Genomic DNA, 18,076 nt, shown 5'->3' on the forward strand with positions numbered 1-18,076 from the left:
GAGGCCCTTCCGGAATTGGGACAGTGATGTCATCGACTCGTGTCGCTCTCTTCGCGACCTGTCTTGCCGACCAGTTCTACGCTGAGGCCTGTGCGGACACGGTGCGGCTGCTTCGACAGCTTGGAGTCATAGTCGACTTCCCTGAAGGCCAGACGTGTTGTGGTCAGCCTTCGCACAATTCAGGGCATCGCTACGATGCCATAAGCATGGTACGGCACACCATCGACGTGTTCAAGGATGCCGAATATATAGTACTTCCATCAGGAAGTTGCACTGGGATGATCCGTAGACACTATGGTCAACTGGCCGGAGACAAGGGCCAACAGCTGTCTGAACGGACGTACGAGCTCTCCCAGTTCCTGGTGGAAGTACTCGGAGTCGAGTCCCTCGGCTCAGGCCTGCAAGGCCAGACCCTGGCGTACCACCATGGCTGCCACGCACTCCGGGAACTCGGGGTCGAGAATGAGCCCTTGAACCTGCTTCGAGGGGCGGGGGCAGAGGTCGTGGATTGGGAGGCGGACCGCGAATGCTGTGGCTTCGGCGGTCTGTTCAGCGCCAAGATGCCAGAAGTCTCAGCGGCCATGGCGGACCACAAACTCGAGACGCTCCCGGACGTCGACGCAGTTACCTCAGCCGACGGCGGCTGTCTCATGCAGATGAGCGGGCGAGCACAACACAAGCGCACCGGGCCACCGTTCGTACATCTCGCTAGTCTTCTTTGGCGAGGTGTCCAGTGACACAGTCAACTCCCAGCGACTATCGCGAGGCCTCTGCGCGTAGTCTGCGTGACACACCATCCGTACGCACGTCCGTGGGGTCGGCCACCCGGGCCTTCGACGCTCACCGAGTGAGTGCGTTCTCTGAAGTCGAGTACGATCGATGGAAGGACTGGGCGCGTGATACGAAGACACACGCGCTGACCCACCTCGATACCTACCTCGCACAGGCATCTGCACAACTCGAAGCCCGGGGCGTGCACGTCCACTGGGCAGAGACCGCGGAGGACGCCCTCTCGGTCCTGGACGAAGTCGTCGAACGTCACGGGATCAAGTCTGCGGTGAAGGGAAAGAGCATGCTCACAGAGGAGTTGGAGGTGAACGCACACCTCGAGACGCTTGGTGTACGGCCCATCGAAACCGACCTCGGCGAGTACATCATCCAACTGCTCGGCGAGCCCCCCAGTCATATCGTCGGACCTGCGATCCATAAGAGCCTCGACGACTGCCGAGCACTTTTCCACGATCGGCTTGGTACACCCCTCGACGCCGATCCGGACACCCTCGCAGCCGCCGCCCGAGACGCGCTGCGGGCCGAGTTTCTCGCAGCCGGCCTCGGCATCTCAGGAGGAAACTTCCTCGCTGCCGACACCGGCACCATCGCGCTCATCGAGAACGAGGGAAATATCCGACTGGCCACGTCCGTTCCAGACGTCCACGTGGCCTTCGTTGGTATCGAGAAGATCGTCCCGCGGTTCGAGGACCTAGCGGGATTCCTGCAGATCACCGCCCGATCAGCGACAGGCCAGGCGATCGGGCTCTTTGTCTCACTGATTCAGGGACCCCGCACACCATCTGAAATCGACGGACCAAAGGAGGTCCACGTGGTCCTCGTCGATAACGGCCGTACCCGCCTCCTCGCGGACGACACCGCCTGGGAGGCTCTCCGATGTGTCCGTTGTGGCGCGTGTCTCAACATCTGTCCCGTGTACAGGCAGACAGGTGGTCACGCATACGGATGGACCTACTCAGGTCCGCTGGGTGCGATCATCTCTCCCGGAATGCTCGGCCTCGAGAAGGCGATGCCACTCCCCCATGCGTCGAGCCTCTGTGGGGCGTGTGTCGACGTATGCCCCGTCCGAATCCCGATTCCCGACATCCTCCTTCACTGGCGGGAGAAGGCAGTCGACGCGGGGCTGGCACCTACCGGAGAGACGTTCGGTTCAAAGGCTTACGCCGGGCTGGCCGAGCGCCCCGCATCGTTTGCTGCGGCCAACGCTGCGTTGAGGTGGACTCCCTGGCGGGCAGCAGGACGGGCCCTGCCAATTCTCAAAGGATGGATGCAAGAGCGATCAGCGCCCACGCCCAGCAAGAAGAGCTTTCGGCAGATGTGGAAGGAGGGTATCGAGTGAGCACCAAAAGAGATGCGATTCTCGCCCGGATCCGCGACGCAAACTCCGGACGTACGCCAACAGATCACCCTGGTGACTTTGGCGGCTGGCGCGGCGACGCCGGTCCGGCCACCCCGCTCCAGGCCTTCGTCTCTGGTTTTGAGGGCGTCGGGGGCGAAGTCGTTTTCGTCGACAGCGAAGTGAAGGCCTCGCAGTGGTTGGCGGACTTCGCCAAGCCGTTCACATCCGTGACCATCGGTGAGGGCGTTTCCAGCGCACTTCGTCCGGATCTCCCGATCGCGCTTCCCCGTAACGCACCTCTTGCGATTTCACAGGCCCGAGGTGCGATCGCTGAAACTGGCTCCCTTGTCATGGACGCGCGTGACGGCCGACGCACTCAGCTTCTCACCCCCACGCACGTCGTAGTGCTGTCGCCAGAGAATATCTGGGAGACTGTGAGAGGAGCCCTCCTCACGCTCGCCGACGATCTGCCCGCGGCGATCGGACTCCACTCCGGACCCTCGAAGTCAGCAGACATCGGTCAGGTAATGGTCAAGGGGGTCCACGGACCGGGGCGCATCTTGGCACTCATTATCGGATGCGCGCCGGAGAAACCATGAGCTGTCTTCATTGCTTGAGCATCGCAGTCAGCGATGTCTCCGAGCGGGTATCCCACGCCCAGAGCTTCGTCGTCGGACCATGATAAGTCTGCGTACCCTGCTGGTGGGGATAGCCGCGAGCGTACTAGTCGCCTGCTCTGGGGACGAAGCGCCTTCGGGCGAAGGCTTACAACAAGCGATCCTGCTCGACCCCACCCATTCCGAGTGGTCCGCGCCGGCGCCCGACACATTCCTTGCGACGTTCCAGACAAGTCGTGGCCCCTTTGTCATCGAAGTGATCCGCGCCTGGGCGCCGATCGGTGCTGATCGCTTCTACAATCTGATCCGGCACGGGTACTACGACGACGCGCGATTTCATCGAGCCATACTTGGCTTCATCACGCAGTGGGGCGTGGCCGGTGATCCAGGCGTAACCGCTGTCTGGTACGATCGTGGTATGCCCGACGATCCTGGTATCGCTTCGAACGAGCGCGGTACGATCGCGTTCGCATTTACCGAACCCGGAACTAGGTCTACCCAGGTATACATCTCGATGGCAGACAACTCGAGGCTTGATGTGCAGGGCTTTGCCCCGTTCGGCCACGTAGTCGAGGGCATGGCATCCGTTGTGGACTCCCTCTACTCGGGGTACGGTGAGACGTCCGGTGGCGGCGTACGACAGGGTGAGCAACACCACTTGATCGCTGAAGGTAATGAGTATCTGGACAGCTCGTTTCCGCTACTAGACCGGCTTCTGCGCGTCGCTATCATCCACCGATGACCTTCGTCGAACGACGATCGAGTCCGTAAACTCGGCGCGGATCTTCTTCCCCTCACGGGGGAGAGAACGAGGTCTCCGCTACGGGGATGACAACGACCGAGACGGTGCACGGGCTACTTCTTTCGTCTAGTGATTCAGTGGCGGCGTGACGCTCCGTGCTGGTAACACGGAGAAGTATCCGTTCCCCGGAGCGTTCGAAGATATCGCGGGAGAAGAGGAGCTCTCTCTCAACCACCCGACAGAGCTCTTACTATGAGAATGGCAGTAGCGGAAGAGACGCTGCGGGGGCCCCGGACGTCCTGCCCCTGCCGAAGTCGGACGCCTAGTTCACTCGACGTTCGCGTCCCTCCCAGTACCGCTCCCTTAGTCGAAATTTTTGCAGCTTTCCGGTCGCGGTTCGAGGAAGCGCTTCGACAAATTCTATGTCGGTCGGGCACTTGAAGCCGGCGAGGTGTTCGCGGCAGAAGGCAATCAACTCAGTCGCATCCGACGTATCGCCCTCGCGACGTACTACCAAGGCAATCGGTGTCTCACCCCACTTCTCGCTGGGGACGCCGATGACCGCGCACTCGAGCACGCTCGGATGCCGGTAGAGGACGTCCTCGATCTCAGGAGAGCTGACGTTTTCGCCTCCGGAAATGATCACGTCCTTCTTTCGATCAACGATGTGCACACATCGGGTCTCGTCCCAGACACCGAGGTCTCCGGTATGAAAATAGTCATCATAGACCGCGACCGCCGTCTGATCAGGCTGCTCGTAGTATCCGCTGAAGACCACATTCGATCGGGCGCAGATTTCGCCCACAGTCTCACCGTCCTGAGGCACAGGCTTCCCTACGTCATCGAGCACTAAAAGCTCCACGCCGATGCCGGGCACGCCCGCATGGGCGCGCCTCGCGTAGTCCGCGACAGGTGTGTTGTGGTCGGGGTGTGACACGGTGAGCAATGGTGCGGTTTCCGTGAGCCCGTAGATCTGGAGAAAGCTCCACCCAAGCTCCTCTTCGAGGCGCTCGATGAACGCGGCGGGTGGAGGGGCGCCGGCGAGCACAAAGCGTGGCTTGGTCGTGATCTGATGTCGTTCTTTGTCGGGGTACTCCAGAATCCTCTGGAGCACGGTGGGCGCCATGCACGCGAAGGTCACGCCTTCCTGCTCGATGAGTGAGTAGATCGTCTCGCCATCGACGGCTCGGAGAATAACGTGCGTCCCACCCATCCCCGTGACAGCATACACGCCACCCCAGCCATTGCAGTGGAACATCGGCAACGTCCACAGTTCGACATCATCATGATGAATGCCGAGGTGCGCGATCATGTTATATGCGTTGAGGTAGCAATTCCGATGCGTGAGCATCACGCCCTTCGGCCGTGCGGTCGTCCCAGACGTGTAGTTGATGGAGACCACGTCGTTCTCATCGACCGGTGGTGACGGCTCGGCGGGTCGCGTCTCCTCAGCGGACGCGATCAGCTCATTCCAGTCGGTCCACCCGGCCGGGGGCGCCGGCTCGTCGGACGCAGAGATGAAGTGTCGCACCTTACTGAGCCCGTCCCTTACTGCGTCCACAACAGCCGTGTACTCCTGATCGACCATCATGACCTTAACGCCGGCATGATCGAGGATGTACTGATGTTCCGGACCAGTCAGGCGGTAGTTGAGCGGGACGAGAATCGCTCCGATCTGGCTTACCGCATAAAAGCTTTCGAGAAAAAAGTGCGAATTCGGGGAGAGGATGCAGACGCGGTCCTCTCTCTCGACGCCAAGCCCCAGCAACGCGTTCGAGAGCCGATTCACCCGAAGTGTGAGTTCGGCGTACGTCAGGCGGACTTCACCGTCCACCACCGCACATTTCGTGGGGTATACCTGTGTGGCGCGCCGGAGGAAGTCGTCGATCAAGAGGGGTACATGCATGGTGCTCTCCGAGCGTCGTCAGAACCGCATCCGTCCGGACCACAGTCTAGGGGCGAATTATGCACGACAGCCAGTAGCGACTCGGATGAGCGGACCTCATGTTCACAATGCGCCGCATGCTTTCCACGCCCCCTACCCTGAGAACTGTAGATGCCTGACCACAAACCCAGACAGTTAAAGCGGGTCCTCCGCGTCCGTGACGGCCTGGCAGTCACTGTGGGAATCGTCATCGGCGCGGGGATTCTGGGGACGCCCGGTCTCATCGCCGGTTATCTCGGGAACCCACTGATCATCCTTGGCATGTGGTTCTTCGGAGGTGTGGTCGCAGGCCTCAGCACGCTCGTACTCGCCGAGATGGCGGCGGCGCTCCCGGAGGCGGGGGGCAAGTACGTGTACGCGCGCCACGCCTGGGGAGACACGATGGGCTTCGTGGCCGGCTGGTCCGAGATCTTCGTGACGCGTGGTTTCAGCGGTGCGTCCAAAGCCGTCCTGATCGCGACGTACCTCTTTTTGCTCGCGCGCCCCGGATCGACGGAGGCGCCGGCCGGGCCCTGGGTCGGCCTGGTCGCTCTGGCCGTCGTGCTAGCCTACTTCTTGCTCCACACCCGCGGGCTCAAGGCGAGTACAACATTTCAGAACGTGATGACTGCACTCAAGGTGCTCATCGTTCTGGCCATCGCGGGCGTGGGCATCGCGGGTGGAGCGGCAGCCGAAACCACAGCACCGCTAATCAGCGGCGAAACGGGCGCAGGGCTACTCGGCTACGCGCTGGCCTACCAGTCGATCTCGTTCGCCTACTACGGCTGGGAAGATGCGGCGAAGATGTCCGAGGAGGTCATCGATCCAGGGACGGCGCTGCCAAAGATTCTTCTTGGTGGTGCGATGGCCGTCATGGTCATGTACCTGCTGATGAACGTCTCCTTTCTCTCCGCACTCACCCCCGGACAGATGGCGGCTTCCGAGCTGGTGGCCCGTGACGCGACCGCAGCAGTCTTCGGCGACACCGCCGGCGTCGTCGTCCTGGTCGCGAGCCTCCTCATCCTCATCAGCAGCGCCAACGTCAACTTTCTCGGGCTACCCCGCGTTGCCTTCGGCCTCGCTCGCGAAGGCCTCGCTCCCCGTGCGCTCGGTGAGGTGGACGCTCGCGGTACACCGAGGAACGCGCTTTACATGATCGCCATCTGGATTGGTCTGCTCGCGGTGACAGGAGAATTTGAACGACTGATTCGCTTCATGATGACGACCGCCATCACCGTCGATACGATGGTCCTGCTCGGCTACTTCAAGCTCCGCGCTGACCGCCCGGATTTGGAACGACCGTTCCGTATGCCCGGGCACCCGATTCTACCGGCCATCACGGTCGCTCTCTACATCGCCATCCTTGGGATCCTCATCTACACCCAGCCGGAGCTCGCTCTCGGTGCAGGAGCTATGCTGGCGGCGATGTTCGTCGCCGGGGTAATTACGACGAGGCGGAACGCCGCGAAAGAACCGACTGGATGATCCAGCCGCCAAACCCTTAGCCGACGTGAACCGTCCCACGCAGACAATCCGGACGCTGGTCAACGCGGGAGTGACTCACGTGATCGGGATTCCTGACAACACATCAGGGCCTCTCTTTCCGGAGGTGCGACGTCACCCAACGCTGACGCTGATCACGGTGACTCGGGAGGGTGAGGCATTCGCGATCGCCGCTGGCCTCTGGCTTGGCGGGGCGTCGCCTCTCGTCGTCATTCAGAACACGGGGCTCCTGGAGTCAGGGGACAGTATCCGAGGGACAGCCGTCCGGATGGCGGCGCCTGTTCCGATTCTGATTACCGGGCGCGGCTACGCCAAGATGCTCACAGCTGGAGTCACGCCGGATGACCCCAAGACTAGTGAACTGCTCACACGAGCCGACGTCGACTCAACCGCCCTCCTCACCGAACCTACGCTCGAGGCGTGGGGCATTCCGTTCGACCTCTGTGGCGGAGAGGACGATCCGACTATCGCGCTCGCTCGCACCGTAGAGCAGGCGCAAAGCGAGCAGCGCCCAGTCGCGCTCGTACTTACGCGGCCCCTGACATGACGCGGTCGTTGATAAGTCACCAATGTTGACCACAGCCCAACTCCTCCATCCACTGGCTTCACACCGAACAAACGAGGTCGTGGTCACGACCATGAGCGCGGTGCGCCCGTGGGGCCTCTTGTCAGATAGCGACCTGGACTTCGCGTCAGCTGACAGCGCGATGGGACACGCAGCGGACCTCGCGTTGGGAGTAGCGCTGGCGAGACCTGAGAGGAAAGTCATCTGTCTGAACGGCGACGGCAGTATGCTCATGTCTCTCGGCACGTTGGCCACAGCTGTGGAAGCCGGGGCACGCAACTACGTCCTGATAGTCTCGGACAACGGAGCGTATGAGATCACCGGCAATCAGGCCGTCGCGGCGGCCGGCCGGCTAGATCACGCAGCGCTCGCGGACGCTTCAGGGTTTCGCAGCGTATTCGCGTTTGACGACGCGCGCGCCTGGGCCGAGGCCGTGCCCGCCGTCCTTTCGGCGGAGGGACCGACGTTCGTACACGTAAGCCTAGAAGCGGGTACTGAAGGTCCGATTGGAAGGACATCAGTCGAGCCTGCACGGTATCTCCGGCATTCACTCGCGGACTGGTCCCGTATCCTGAGGGCCGCGCTGGTCAGCTGACCGCGCCGCGTGATCGATTTAACGAAACCCCCAGGTCCCGACTCAGACTTGCACGAAGGAGCAAGCATATCTCGTTCCGAGCACTCCGGTGCGCTGGGAGCTTCACGATGAATCGAACCACAGCCTTAGCAATAGCCTTGAGCGCACTGACACTGATCAGTGCCACAGATATCTTGGCTCAGGGTGAGACCAAGTCCGAACGAGGGCGGCGCGGCATGCGCCTGTTCGCGAACACAGAAGCCGTCATGTCCATGCGTGAGCATCTCGAGCTCACCGAGGATCAGATAGCGCAGCTGGACGTCATCCGCGCGGATGACGTCACACGGCAGAACGCGACGAGGGCGGAGCTGGGAGAAATGCGCTCTCAGCTCCAGGCAGGTCAGATCCGGCGAAGTGAGATGATGGCTTTCATAGAGAACCGCCGTGACGCAGCGATGACCCCGGCCGGTGACCTCGGAGCCCGCATTCAGGGTGTCCTGACCGAAACGCAACTGAGATCACTCGAAGAAACCCGTGCGCGTAGACAGGCGGGGGGCCAGGGCCGCGCAGGTGTGAGAGGTGGTCGCAGCAGGGCCCGCGGAGCGCGGGGTGCCAGAGGTGGTCGCAGCGGAGCACGCGGGGGGCGTGGTGCTAGGGGCGGGCGGGGAGGCGACTTCGGCGCCGCTCGGAGCCAGCGCCGTGCACCGACTCCCAGATAGAGCCGAGATGCCCCGACACAGAACGCTCCAAATCAGGGAGCACTCACGGAATCCCGCTGACGTCCGCGCACCTCGTCACGGGCCCGACGCCCCATCCGGCCAAGCTCGGGCGGAGCATTTTCCTGTTTAGTTGTTCTCCCTGAGCCACTTCCGTAGGTCGCCCAAGTCATACTGACCATTAGCGTTGCCCACTTCATCGAGATATGCGGCTTCACCTGGGGTGATACCCGCTCGATCCGACTGCAGGAACTGCTGGAACAGATCGGGGACCTTCACAGTCCATTCCCCGGTCACGCTCACCGAAATGGTGACCTCATTCGAGACGTTCCCTCCTGAGTCTCGAACCGCAAACGAATACTCGAACGACCCTGCCTCTCTAAGCGATCCGGCCAGGAAGAGCTCATCACCCTTGGCCACGAACACAAATCCATCGGGCAGATCACCTACACCCTGATACGGACCCCTGCCACCGGCGATCCGAACGCCCGCGTAGAAGGTCTTGATCTCGGTGACTTCAAAATTATCAGTGGGCTCGATCAGTCGTGGGGTCTTGCCGGTCGAGATCACGAGTCGCGCCCGATCTCCCACGACGGCCACCTCGTGCACCTGGACCGTGGACCAGCTGTTGTTGGCCAGGCGCAGGGCGGGAGCCGTCTCGGCGTTCAGTGGATTGCTGACCCCACCGACGCCCCAGGCGTCGCCAATCTCGCCTCGGCTGCCACCCTCGGTGGCCATGAGCAACAGGCTTCCGTTGTTGTCCTGTTCAAGCATCGTGAGAAAGTACGGATCGCCCGTCGAAGGGTTGGGGCGTCTCTCCGCGTTCGTGTCGTTCTTATAGAGCAAGACGCCCGTGCCCGGGAGTTGGTAATCGAATCCGATCAGGTCCCGAAACTCCGCGATCAGGAACTCATCACCCGCATCGTCGAGCTGGAAGCGAAGCACCTCGCCCGACGTCTCGATCGGAAACAGCTCGATCTCCTCGTTCCAGACCTCGCCGACCTCGATGTAGTCCGTCCATCCAAGAAACTCTTTGGAGTAGCCGAGCATATGTGTCGGTCCGAATGGCTCCCGGTCATCCGTAACTGGACCGCAGCCCCACGAGCCCGCAGCCATCAATGCCCAGCACCCCATCACCCAACGCCGCCCGTACGGTCCGGCACTGAAGTCGATCCAGTGGTACCAGTCAGGCAGCCCTAGGGCATGGCCGAACTCGTGGGTGATCACGCTGGCGTCTTGGACGCTCTCACCCTCGCAGTCCGACGCACTCTGGGTGATGTAGTCAAGCACCAGAATCAGCTCGCCGTTGATTCCCAAGTCATCTGTCTCGAATGGATCGCCGGACGACGTTCTAACACCGGACCGATGCGGCCAGATGGCCGGGCCTCCGCACGACGCGGCGATCTCGAGGAACTCGATCGTAATGACATCCACAAAACCATCGTCGTCGCCACTGTTCGCTAGGCCATCGGGGCCATCATTGTCGTAGACGGCAAAGTCGATACTTGGGTCCAACTCGGTCAGTGCCTCGACGATGTACTGACCAACCCGCGCGTCCGCCCCGAGGCTCTGCTCGGTTCCGACCACCTGAGCCATCGTGAGGGTGCTCCGGGCCCATCCATAGACATCGCCCGTCACGGTGAGCGCATCACCGGACATTTCCAGATATGACTCGGTAATCGTTCCGCGCTCCGAGGGCCCGTCGAAAAGAGACGCCTGCACCATCTCGCGTGTAATGTGCGGCTGAGCTGGCGAATCACTGAAGAGAGCAAGCACTACAGGCAGCCGGACTTCGCCGAACGATGACGTTCGGTCCGGAGTGACTCGATTGAAGAGAGCGCGCTCGAATTCATAGAGGTCAGGCGTCTGTTGAATCGACTGAAAATACGACTCTGGAAGTTGGATCCCCCTGCGTGCCGCGGCAGCCTCGATGTCCTGAGCGTCCACCAGATGCGGTGAGCCAACGAGACAGATCAGAGACAGGCCAAGGAGCACCGCACTCGAAGCACGCACCGACGGAAGCGCGCTCATCGGCTATACGCCAGGCTATAGGGGCGGACGTCTGCGCGAAGTGCGTCATCGGGCCCGGCGACCTGTGACACGACCCACGCAGGCAGGTCAGTGGTGTCCGTCACCGCTACTTGGAATGCGAGGTCGCCGCCCACTTGGTTGATCAGTACCAACTGGGTTCCTTCGACGCTCGTCTCCGCATACGCCTCGGTGTTCCCAAGGCCCGTGATCTCCCCAACACCATCGCCGAAAAGAGATACCAGGGCAGCGCCCTCGGCGCCGTTCGGGCCGACCAGTGTCGCTGTCATTGTCCCAGGGCTCGAAACCGGAGCTTGATCGGAACACCCGGCCGTAAACAAAAGGACGGCAAAGAACATGAGTCGCATCGTGCGCATCAGTGGAAATCCTGGGTGTCAGCCGATTCAAATCTTCTCTGAAAGCTACGCCGAGATGGACTGAACTGTTTCCGCTCCGGCTCCGTCAGGAGATCGGACGTTCCGTCGGCTGCATCTTCACGGCCCACATTCCAGAGTTAATGTCGGCAAAGAAAATATTGCCCTTCCACGGCATCACACCCCAGGCAGCAGCAGCGTTCGGTATGTATCCCTGGGGATCGTACGCCTTGAACACGGAAAGCTCCCGGCCCTGTGTGTAGAGATTCCCCATCAGGTCGCCGGAGATGTCCACCATCCGAATGCCGCCTTCATAGTACGCCTGGTACAGGATGTCATCCTCGACCCACATGTTGTGGGTGCCGTACTCACTCGCCTCGTATCGCGCGAGCTGAACGGGGTTCATCGGATCACTGAAGTCGACGATCTGCACGTACCCCGACGTCGATCGCGGATACCCTCCCTTGCCGGTCTCCGGATCATACTGCTGTCGGTGGTCAGGGCCCGTCCCTTCCCATGCCAGCCCCTCTCGCTGTACGCGCTCATCACCGACGATCAACAGGAGGCGGCCCGTCGACTCTTGGTAGTAGGGGAAAACCGCATGGGTCGATCCGGTCGTCAGCGGGAAGGACGTCACGAAAGTTGGATTCTCGATTGAGCCCCCGTAAGCACCATTTCCGACATCGACGACCACGACGCCCGTCTCCCATTCGGCCGAGTAGGCGAGTCCATCATGAACCCATATGTCGTGAGCGCGTGAATCGGGATGGTTGTACTCGCTCACGTAGCGTGGGTTCTCCAAGTCGGCCATGTCGAGGATGACATACTTGTCACCGCCCGCGAGCACGAAGAGATAGTCATTCGTCGCGTACATGTTGTGCACGCCACCGGTCACACCATTGCCCTCGAAGGTCGATGCGATAGTGGGATGGGCCGGGTTCGCCAGATCGAGAATCACGATCCCGTTGCGGCGGTTCGAGGCACCTTCCCGTGAGATTACGCCATATCGCCCGTCAGGGGACGCCTTCACGTCGTTCGTGGTCCGGGCGTCAACCTGAATTGAGTCGGTCTTAAAGATGTTCGATGGGTTGGTCACATCCCACACCATCGAGATTCCGTCACCGTACTTCGAGCCCGTCAGGCCGTAGTCTCTTCCGTCCACACCTTCCCAGATCCACAGGTCGGTGGTGAACACACGCGACTCGCGGCCCTGCCCCACGATCTCGAGCTTACGGACAGCCTGTCGAGATATGACCCGATAAGAGTACTCGGCCCGTGCGCCGCCAGTCGACGCGACAGCGGTGAAGACACCGGGCACATCCGCGACAATCCGACCATCCACGATTTGAGCGGGACCGGCCGGCGCCACGATCGAGTCGTCAGGTTGATATAGGTAGCTCCAGGTAATCGGTGCGTCCTCGATCGGCTCGCCGTTGTTTGAAAAAGCCATCGCAGAGAAGGACTGAACGTCACCTGTGCGAACCTGCGCCTCACCGCCAGACAGCTCGAGGTGAGCGACGGAAGATGCGACTGCTGCGTGGGCGATCGTGGCGCGAACTCCTTCAACCGAACCCGTGATCGTGACCGACCCCGCACCGACCGCGCGCACGTTCCCGAACGCATCCACGGTCGCTACCGAAGGGTCCGATGACTCCCACTGGACTGCCGGGTACGGCCGCTGAGAGCCATCGGCGTGGAAGGCAGTCGCCCGATGCGCGATGCGTGCACCCACCAGGAGACGCCCGTTGCCTGCGCTGACCTGAACCCGTTCCACTGCGGGCCAACCAACAACCACGGGCACCTGCAAAGTGACGGGATCGCTACCGTCCTCCGGAACACTCGACACAAAGATCTGATACTCGCCGGCGGCGAGCGCGGTGACGATTCCATTTGAGATCTGAACACCGCCACGGGCGCCACTCACCCTCAGGGGGGCGGGCACTGGTTGACCCATGGCGTCAAAAGCCGTGATTGTCAGCGACGCGGTAGCCCCAGCAGTCAGCTCCAAGCGCTCTGGCTCAGAACTAAGACGGGTTACGGTCTGAGCCATCGCCGGTTGGGCGACAAAAAAGGCAAATCCGAGCGCAAGCAGTCTTTTCATGGTCCCCTCAACAACAGCGAGCGGCCCGCGCGCGCGGGCCTTCAGGCTTTTGTGTTAACCGGCATCTATTCCTGCCGCAATGCGTTCCTAGCGTCAGTCCGGGTGACCCGCAGTGCCAGAACGAGGATGGCTCCCCGACAGGTCGGGCAGGCACAAGCTGAGCGCCGGCCGCATAAGACAGGAGTGGTGCGTAACGCGCCCACAGCTGTTCCTTGCTCGGTATGGATGTCTGGGTAGGTCCGCTCGAGATCAGTGGCAAGGCCATCCAACGTGACGGCGGACTGATGATGAGTGACGCTGCCGGCGCGACCAAGATGCTCGGTCGTCTGTCCCGCTCAGCGTCGTGAGGGACAGCCACAAGCCTACGGGAGCTGGTCGGCGACCGCCGTTGTAATGGGGTGGTCCTGCGCCGGTGACCGTCTTACCCCGCCGTTCACACGGTTCGTTCTGCCGAAACCGTGGGGATCCTCACTCCTGCAGTCCGCCCATATGCGATAAGTCACTACACCGACCGGGGCTCCGCTGAGATCGTCGCACTCCGCTCCGAACGAGATTTCACGCAAACGTGGCAGGCCGGAGGGGTCTACGTAAGGCGCATTATAATATTCCGTAAGTGGGAGTAAGTGGCGCCTCTCATCACAAAATAAGCCCAGCCGGAATAGAATGCGCATTCTATATCTATTGCTACACTTCCAATGCCCCCTTACAGCTGGAACAGCAGCACTTTCACGACGCTGGCTGCGGGCGAAGTCACTCCCAGGTCCTGGACGCGCATCCGAGGTCTTCTACCCATCCCCTCAACCCACCCATTAGGCCCGACTGGCGGGCGGGCCTGCCCATCGAGCGGGTCCCGCGGTTCTTTGCAACTTGCAAACCGCGAGCTCGTGGGCGATGTGCGCCCACGACTCGGGCCTGAGTCCCGGCACCCAGGCTCACGGTGCCACCGGTGACTTCATCCACGGCCTTGGCGACCTCCATTTGAGGCTGAGGTCGCTTGCCCTCGGGGCCGAGGACGGAGGCCCGCGCGCTAGCGCCCTTAGGCGGCCTAGGCATCGCTGAAAAATCCCCAAGATTCAGGCGTCTCAGCGCCCTCCTCGTCCGGTTGACCCCTCTAGTTTACATGTCTAGCTTTCGGCTCCTGAAACAAAGAATCATTCTTGATAAGCGGCGCCTCCGGGCTCCGCTTCATTTGTCTCCGAGGTACGGATGAGCGACGCACCGATACTCAGTGTAGAGGGCCTCGAGGCCCAAGTAGCCGAAGGTGAGCTCGGGATTCTCAAGGGCGTGAACCTCAAGATCGGAAAGGGTGAGATCCATGCGATCATGGGGCCCAACGGGTCTGGCAAGAGCACGCTCGCCAAAGTGATCGCGGGGCATCCCAGCTACGAGGTCACCAGCGGGAAGGTGACGTTCCGCGGAGAAGACCTGTTGGAGCTTGAAGTCGACGAACGCTCGCAGGCCGGAGTTTTCCTAGCCTTCCAGTATCCACTGGAAATCCCGGGCGTCTCGATCGCGAACTTCCTCCGTACCGCAGTGCAGGCTCATCTCCCAGAGGGTGAAGAGCTCGACATCTTCGATTATGCGGACATGCTCACCGAGCGCATGGAGATGCTGGAGATGGATCTCTCCTTTGCCGAGCGTCATGTAAACGACGGGTTCAGCGGCGGGGAGAAGAAGCGCAATGAGATCCTTCAGATGGCCATGCTAAAGCCCAAGCTCGCCGTCATGGATGAGACGGATTCCGGTCTCGACATCGATGCGCTCAAGATCGTCGCGAACGGCGTGAACAAGCTGGTCGAAGAAGATCCCGAGATGTCGGTACTGCTCATCACGCACTACCAGCGCCTTCTCGACTACATCAAGCCGGACTACGTCCACGTCATGGTGGACGGTCGGATCGTACAATCCGGTGGCCCCGAAGTCGCACTGGAACTCGAGGCCGACGGCTACAAGGAGTACGAGGACGCCGAAGCAGCAGCCAACGCCGCCGGATCTTGATCCGCGCAGCTGACCTGGACTAGAGGACCCTCCCGATGCCTAGCAACGATACGATCCAGGACCTCAATCTCGACGAATATAAGTACGACTTCGTCACAGAGAGCGAGCCCGTTTTCCGCGCCCAAAAAGGGCTGTCTGAAGAAGTCGTCCGTCAGATCTCCGCGCACAAGGATGAGCCGGCGTGGATGCTCGAATTCCGGCTCAACGCTCTGAAGGTTTATGAGTCTAAGCCGATGCCCAAGTGGGGCGGCGACCTAGACGACCTCGAGAACGTGCTCGACGAGATCTACTTCTACGTGCGCCCGCAGGATCAGATGGAGAGCTCGTGGGACGACGTACCTGACAAGATCAAGGACACATTCGAGAAGCTCGGCATCCCCGAGGCAGAGCGTGAAGTCCTCGCCGGTGTGGGCGCTCAGTACGAGTCCGAGATGGTCTACCACTCGCTGCGTGAAGAGTGGTCCAAGCAGGGCGTCATCTTCGATTCGATTGAAGACGGCCTGAAGAACCACCCAGAGCTCTTCCGGGAGCACTTCGGCACAATCATTCCGACCGGAGACAACAAGTTCTCGGCCATGAACGGAGCGGTCTGGTCCGGTGGATCCTTCGTGTACATCCCGAAGGGCGTATCACTCGACACACCGCTGCAGGCCTACTTCCGCGTGAACCAGGAGCGGATGGGCCAGTTCGAGCGTACGCTCATCATCGTCGATGAGGGCGCGCAGGCTCACTACATTGAGGGGTGCACCGCCCCGGTCTACTCGACCGAGTCGTTCCACTCCGGCGTCATCGAAATCATCGTGAAGGACAACGCCCGGTTCCGATACACCACGATCCAGAACTGGTCGAACAACATGTACAACCTGGTCACTCAGCGTGCGGTCGTAGGCGCTGGCGGCAACATGGAGTGGCTCGACGGGAACCTAGGGTCGAAGCTGACCATGAAGTATCCGTCCTGCTATCTCATGGGCGAGGGTGCCCACGGTGAGATTCTCTCTATCGCCTACTCGGGTGACGGGCAGCATCAGGATACCGGCGGTAAGGTCGTTCACGCGGCCCCGCACACAACGTCTTCCATCGTGTCGAAGTCGATTTCAAAAGGGACCGGACGCTCGACGTACCGTGGGCTCCTCAAGGTTCACAAGGGAGCGCACCACGCCCGCTCGAACGTCGAGTGCGATGCGCTACTGATCGACGACACGTCGAGGACCGACACCTACCCATACATCGAGATCGAGGAGAACGACGCGAACGTCGGTCATGAGGCCTCTGTCTCGAAGATCGGCGAGGAGCAGCTCTTCTATCTGAAGAGCCGGGGCATCGCCGAGGACGAGGCGATGGCCATGATCGTGCGCGGCTTCATTGAGCCGATCGCAAAGGAACTCCCGCTCGAGTACGCGGTTGAGCTGAACCGCCTGATCGAGCTAGAGATGGAAGGGTCGGTAGGCTGATGAGCGACGGAACGATGACGCAACAGGGTGAAGGCGTGACCGAGGCGCTGAACGCGAGTGCGGTCGATCGAATCGGAATGTCGGAGCCAGAATGGCTCAGCGCACGACGGATGCACGCGTGGGATGTGTACGAACAGACCCCGATGCCGACGACCCGGCTCGAGGAGTGGCGGTACACGGACCTGAAGAAGAAGCTGGACCTGGACGCTCTCCGTCTCCCCGAGATCGAGCCGGCCGACAACGACCCCGAGACGTGGCCCTCGCTTCTCCGTGCGACCTTGGATGAGGATCACGAAGCTTCGGGTCACATCGTATTGATCGACGGTCACGTTGTGCACTCGGACCTCAACGCAGATCTGGCGAGCCAAGGCGTGATCCTTATGTCGCTTCACGAGGCCGTCGCCCAGCACGCCGACCACGTGCAGAAGCACCTCGCCACAAATGCTGTGCCCGCCGAGGATGGGAAGTTCGCCGCCCTGAATGCAGCGCTCTGGGCAGACGGAATCTTTTTGTATGTGCCACGCGGCGTATCGCTCGATCTACCGGTGCGTGTCACTCGGTGGATCAGCGAGTCGGGTGCCGCGCTCTTCAGCCGTGTACTGATCGTTGCTGAGGCACAGAGCCAGGTGTCCTATGTCGACGAAGTCGTTTCTGACGACTTCGTCGCACAGACCTTCACCTCCACCGCAGTCGAGGTGATCGCGGAGCAGGCATCACAGGTTCAGTACGTAGCGGTGCAGCGGCTCGGTCGCGGCGCCTTCTATCATTCGGTACAGCGGACGCTCGCTCAGCGTGACGCCAAGCTGGACACACTGAACGTGGCACTTGGTGCTTCCGTGACGCGTGTCGACCTCAACGCAAAGCTACTCGGACCCGGCGCCAGTTCGGACATGCTCGGGCTCTACTTCGGCGATGGGCAGCAGCACTTCGACTTCAATACGAGCCAGGATCACATCGAGCCCCACACGGGCAGTGACCTGCTCTATAAAGGCGCGCTCGACGGAAACAGCCGCGCGGTCTTCCGTGGCATTATCCGAGTACACAAGGATGCGCAGCGAAGCGACGCCTACCAGACGAACAGAAATCTCCTGTTGTCGAACGGCGCGCGCGCAGACTCGCTTCCGAACCTCGAGATCGAGGCCGACGACGTGAAGTGCTCACACGGCGCGACCGTAGGTGAGCTCGACTCCGAGGCGAAGTTCTACCTGATGAGTCGCGGGCTCGACCTCGTGCAGGCCGAACGACTCGTCGTTCAGGGATTCCTTGGTGAAGTCCTCGCGAAGCTCCCCCTCGGCGGTGTTGTCGAGAAGGTCGGACGTGTCATCGAGGAGAAGCTTGCCCAGCACGGGTGAGTA

The 18,076-nt window shown here is 61.3% G+C and carries 15 protein-coding genes; 11 read left to right on the forward strand and 4 right to left on the reverse strand.

The features are described from left to right. The first annotated feature begins 26 nt into the window (after positions 1 to 26). The 4 genes from OSA81_05190 (at position 27) to OSA81_05205 (ending at position 3,487) form a co-directional block, all read left to right on the forward strand. Complete coding sequence (locus tag OSA81_05190; protein MDE0898392.1) at positions 27 to 737, forward strand: (Fe-S)-binding protein; 711 nt, start codon at positions 27 to 29, stop codon at positions 735 to 737. Further along, positions 734 to 2,128, forward strand: coding sequence for a lactate utilization protein B (locus OSA81_05195; GenBank protein ID MDE0898393.1), 1,395 nt, complete (start codon positions 734 to 736; stop codon positions 2,126 to 2,128). The genes OSA81_05190 and OSA81_05195 overlap by 4 nt, the downstream gene beginning before the upstream one ends. Then, positions 2,125 to 2,727 carry an LUD domain-containing protein gene (locus OSA81_05200; GenBank protein MDE0898394.1) on the forward strand — a complete coding sequence of 201 codons (603 nt, stop codon included), beginning with the start codon at positions 2,125 to 2,127 and terminating at the stop codon, positions 2,725 to 2,727. The genes OSA81_05195 and OSA81_05200 overlap by 4 nt, the downstream gene beginning before the upstream one ends. A 79-nt stretch (positions 2,728 to 2,806) precedes the next feature. Continuing rightward, positions 2,807 to 3,487 carry a peptidylprolyl isomerase gene (locus tag OSA81_05205; GenBank protein ID MDE0898395.1) on the forward strand — a complete coding sequence of 227 codons (681 nt, stop codon included), beginning with the start codon at positions 2,807 to 2,809 and terminating at the stop codon, positions 3,485 to 3,487. Between the two features lie 322 nt (positions 3,488 to 3,809). On the opposite strand, the gene OSA81_05210 is transcribed toward OSA81_05205, so the two are convergent. After that, on the reverse strand, positions 3,810 to 5,393 hold the full coding sequence (locus tag OSA81_05210; GenBank protein ID MDE0898396.1) for a long-chain-fatty-acid--CoA ligase: 1,584 nt from the start codon (positions 5,391 to 5,393) through the stop codon (positions 3,810 to 3,812). A gap of 150 nt (positions 5,394 to 5,543) precedes the next feature. Between OSA81_05210 and OSA81_05215 the strand changes: the two genes are divergently transcribed. The 4 genes from OSA81_05215 to OSA81_05230 all read left to right on the forward strand — a co-directional run bounded on the left by OSA81_05215 (position 5,544) and on the right by OSA81_05230 (position 8,772). Further along, positions 5,544 to 6,896, forward strand: a complete 1,353-nt coding sequence (locus tag OSA81_05215; GenBank protein ID MDE0898397.1) for an APC family permease — start codon at positions 5,544 to 5,546, stop codon at positions 6,894 to 6,896. A 25-nt stretch (positions 6,897 to 6,921) separates the two neighbouring features. Beyond that, entirely contained in the window at positions 6,922 to 7,461 is a 540-nt protein-coding gene (locus tag OSA81_05220; GenBank protein MDE0898398.1) for a thiamine pyrophosphate-binding protein, read from the forward strand. A 22-nt stretch (positions 7,462 to 7,483) separates the two neighbouring features. Continuing rightward, positions 7,484 to 8,074 carry a thiamine pyrophosphate-dependent enzyme gene (locus OSA81_05225; GenBank protein ID MDE0898399.1) on the forward strand — a complete coding sequence of 197 codons (591 nt, stop codon included), beginning with the start codon at positions 7,484 to 7,486 and terminating at the stop codon, positions 8,072 to 8,074. A gap of 107 nt (positions 8,075 to 8,181) precedes the next feature. Then, complete coding sequence (locus OSA81_05230) at positions 8,182 to 8,772, forward strand: hypothetical protein (GenBank protein MDE0898400.1); 591 nt, start codon at positions 8,182 to 8,184, stop codon at positions 8,770 to 8,772. A 126-nt stretch (positions 8,773 to 8,898) separates the two neighbouring features. Here the strand turns inward: OSA81_05230 and OSA81_05235 are convergent, their stop codons facing one another. The 3 genes from OSA81_05235 to OSA81_05245 all read right to left on the reverse strand — a co-directional run bounded on the left by OSA81_05235 (position 8,899) and on the right by OSA81_05245 (position 13,272). Continuing rightward, complete coding sequence (locus OSA81_05235) at positions 8,899 to 10,800, reverse strand: immune inhibitor A (GenBank protein MDE0898401.1); 1,902 nt, start codon at positions 10,798 to 10,800, stop codon at positions 8,899 to 8,901. Further along, positions 10,797 to 11,087 (reverse strand): hypothetical protein, encoded by a 291-nt coding sequence (locus tag OSA81_05240; GenBank protein MDE0898402.1) that lies wholly within the window; start codon positions 11,085 to 11,087, stop codon positions 10,797 to 10,799. Before OSA81_05240 ends, OSA81_05235 begins: the two co-directional genes overlap by 4 nt. A gap of 172 nt (positions 11,088 to 11,259) precedes the next feature. Continuing rightward, complete coding sequence (locus OSA81_05245) at positions 11,260 to 13,272, reverse strand: Ig-like domain-containing protein (GenBank protein ID MDE0898403.1); 2,013 nt, start codon at positions 13,270 to 13,272, stop codon at positions 11,260 to 11,262. Between the two features lie 1,206 nt (positions 13,273 to 14,478). On the opposite strand from OSA81_05245, the gene sufC reads away from it, so the two are divergent. The 3 genes from sufC to sufD are packed head-to-tail and all read left to right on the forward strand — an operon-like array spanning position 14,479 to position 18,073. Beyond that, positions 14,479 to 15,270: a Fe-S cluster assembly ATPase SufC gene (gene sufC / locus OSA81_05250; protein ID MDE0898404.1), complete on the forward strand. Its 792-nt coding sequence runs from the start codon at positions 14,479 to 14,481 to the stop codon at positions 15,268 to 15,270. A gap of 35 nt (positions 15,271 to 15,305) precedes the next feature. Next, on the forward strand, positions 15,306 to 16,721 hold the full coding sequence (gene sufB / locus OSA81_05255) for a Fe-S cluster assembly protein SufB (protein MDE0898405.1): 1,416 nt from the start codon (positions 15,306 to 15,308) through the stop codon (positions 16,719 to 16,721). Then, positions 16,721 to 18,073: a Fe-S cluster assembly protein SufD gene (gene sufD / locus OSA81_05260; GenBank protein ID MDE0898406.1), complete on the forward strand. Its 1,353-nt coding sequence runs from the start codon at positions 16,721 to 16,723 to the stop codon at positions 18,071 to 18,073. Before sufB ends, sufD begins: the two co-directional genes overlap by 1 nt. Positions 18,074 to 18,076 lie beyond the last annotated feature (3 nt).

It is taken from the genome of Longimicrobiales bacterium, assembly GCA_028823235.1.
Taxonomy (GTDB): Bacteria; Gemmatimonadota; Gemmatimonadetes; order Longimicrobiales; family Gaopeijiaceae; genus UBA2589.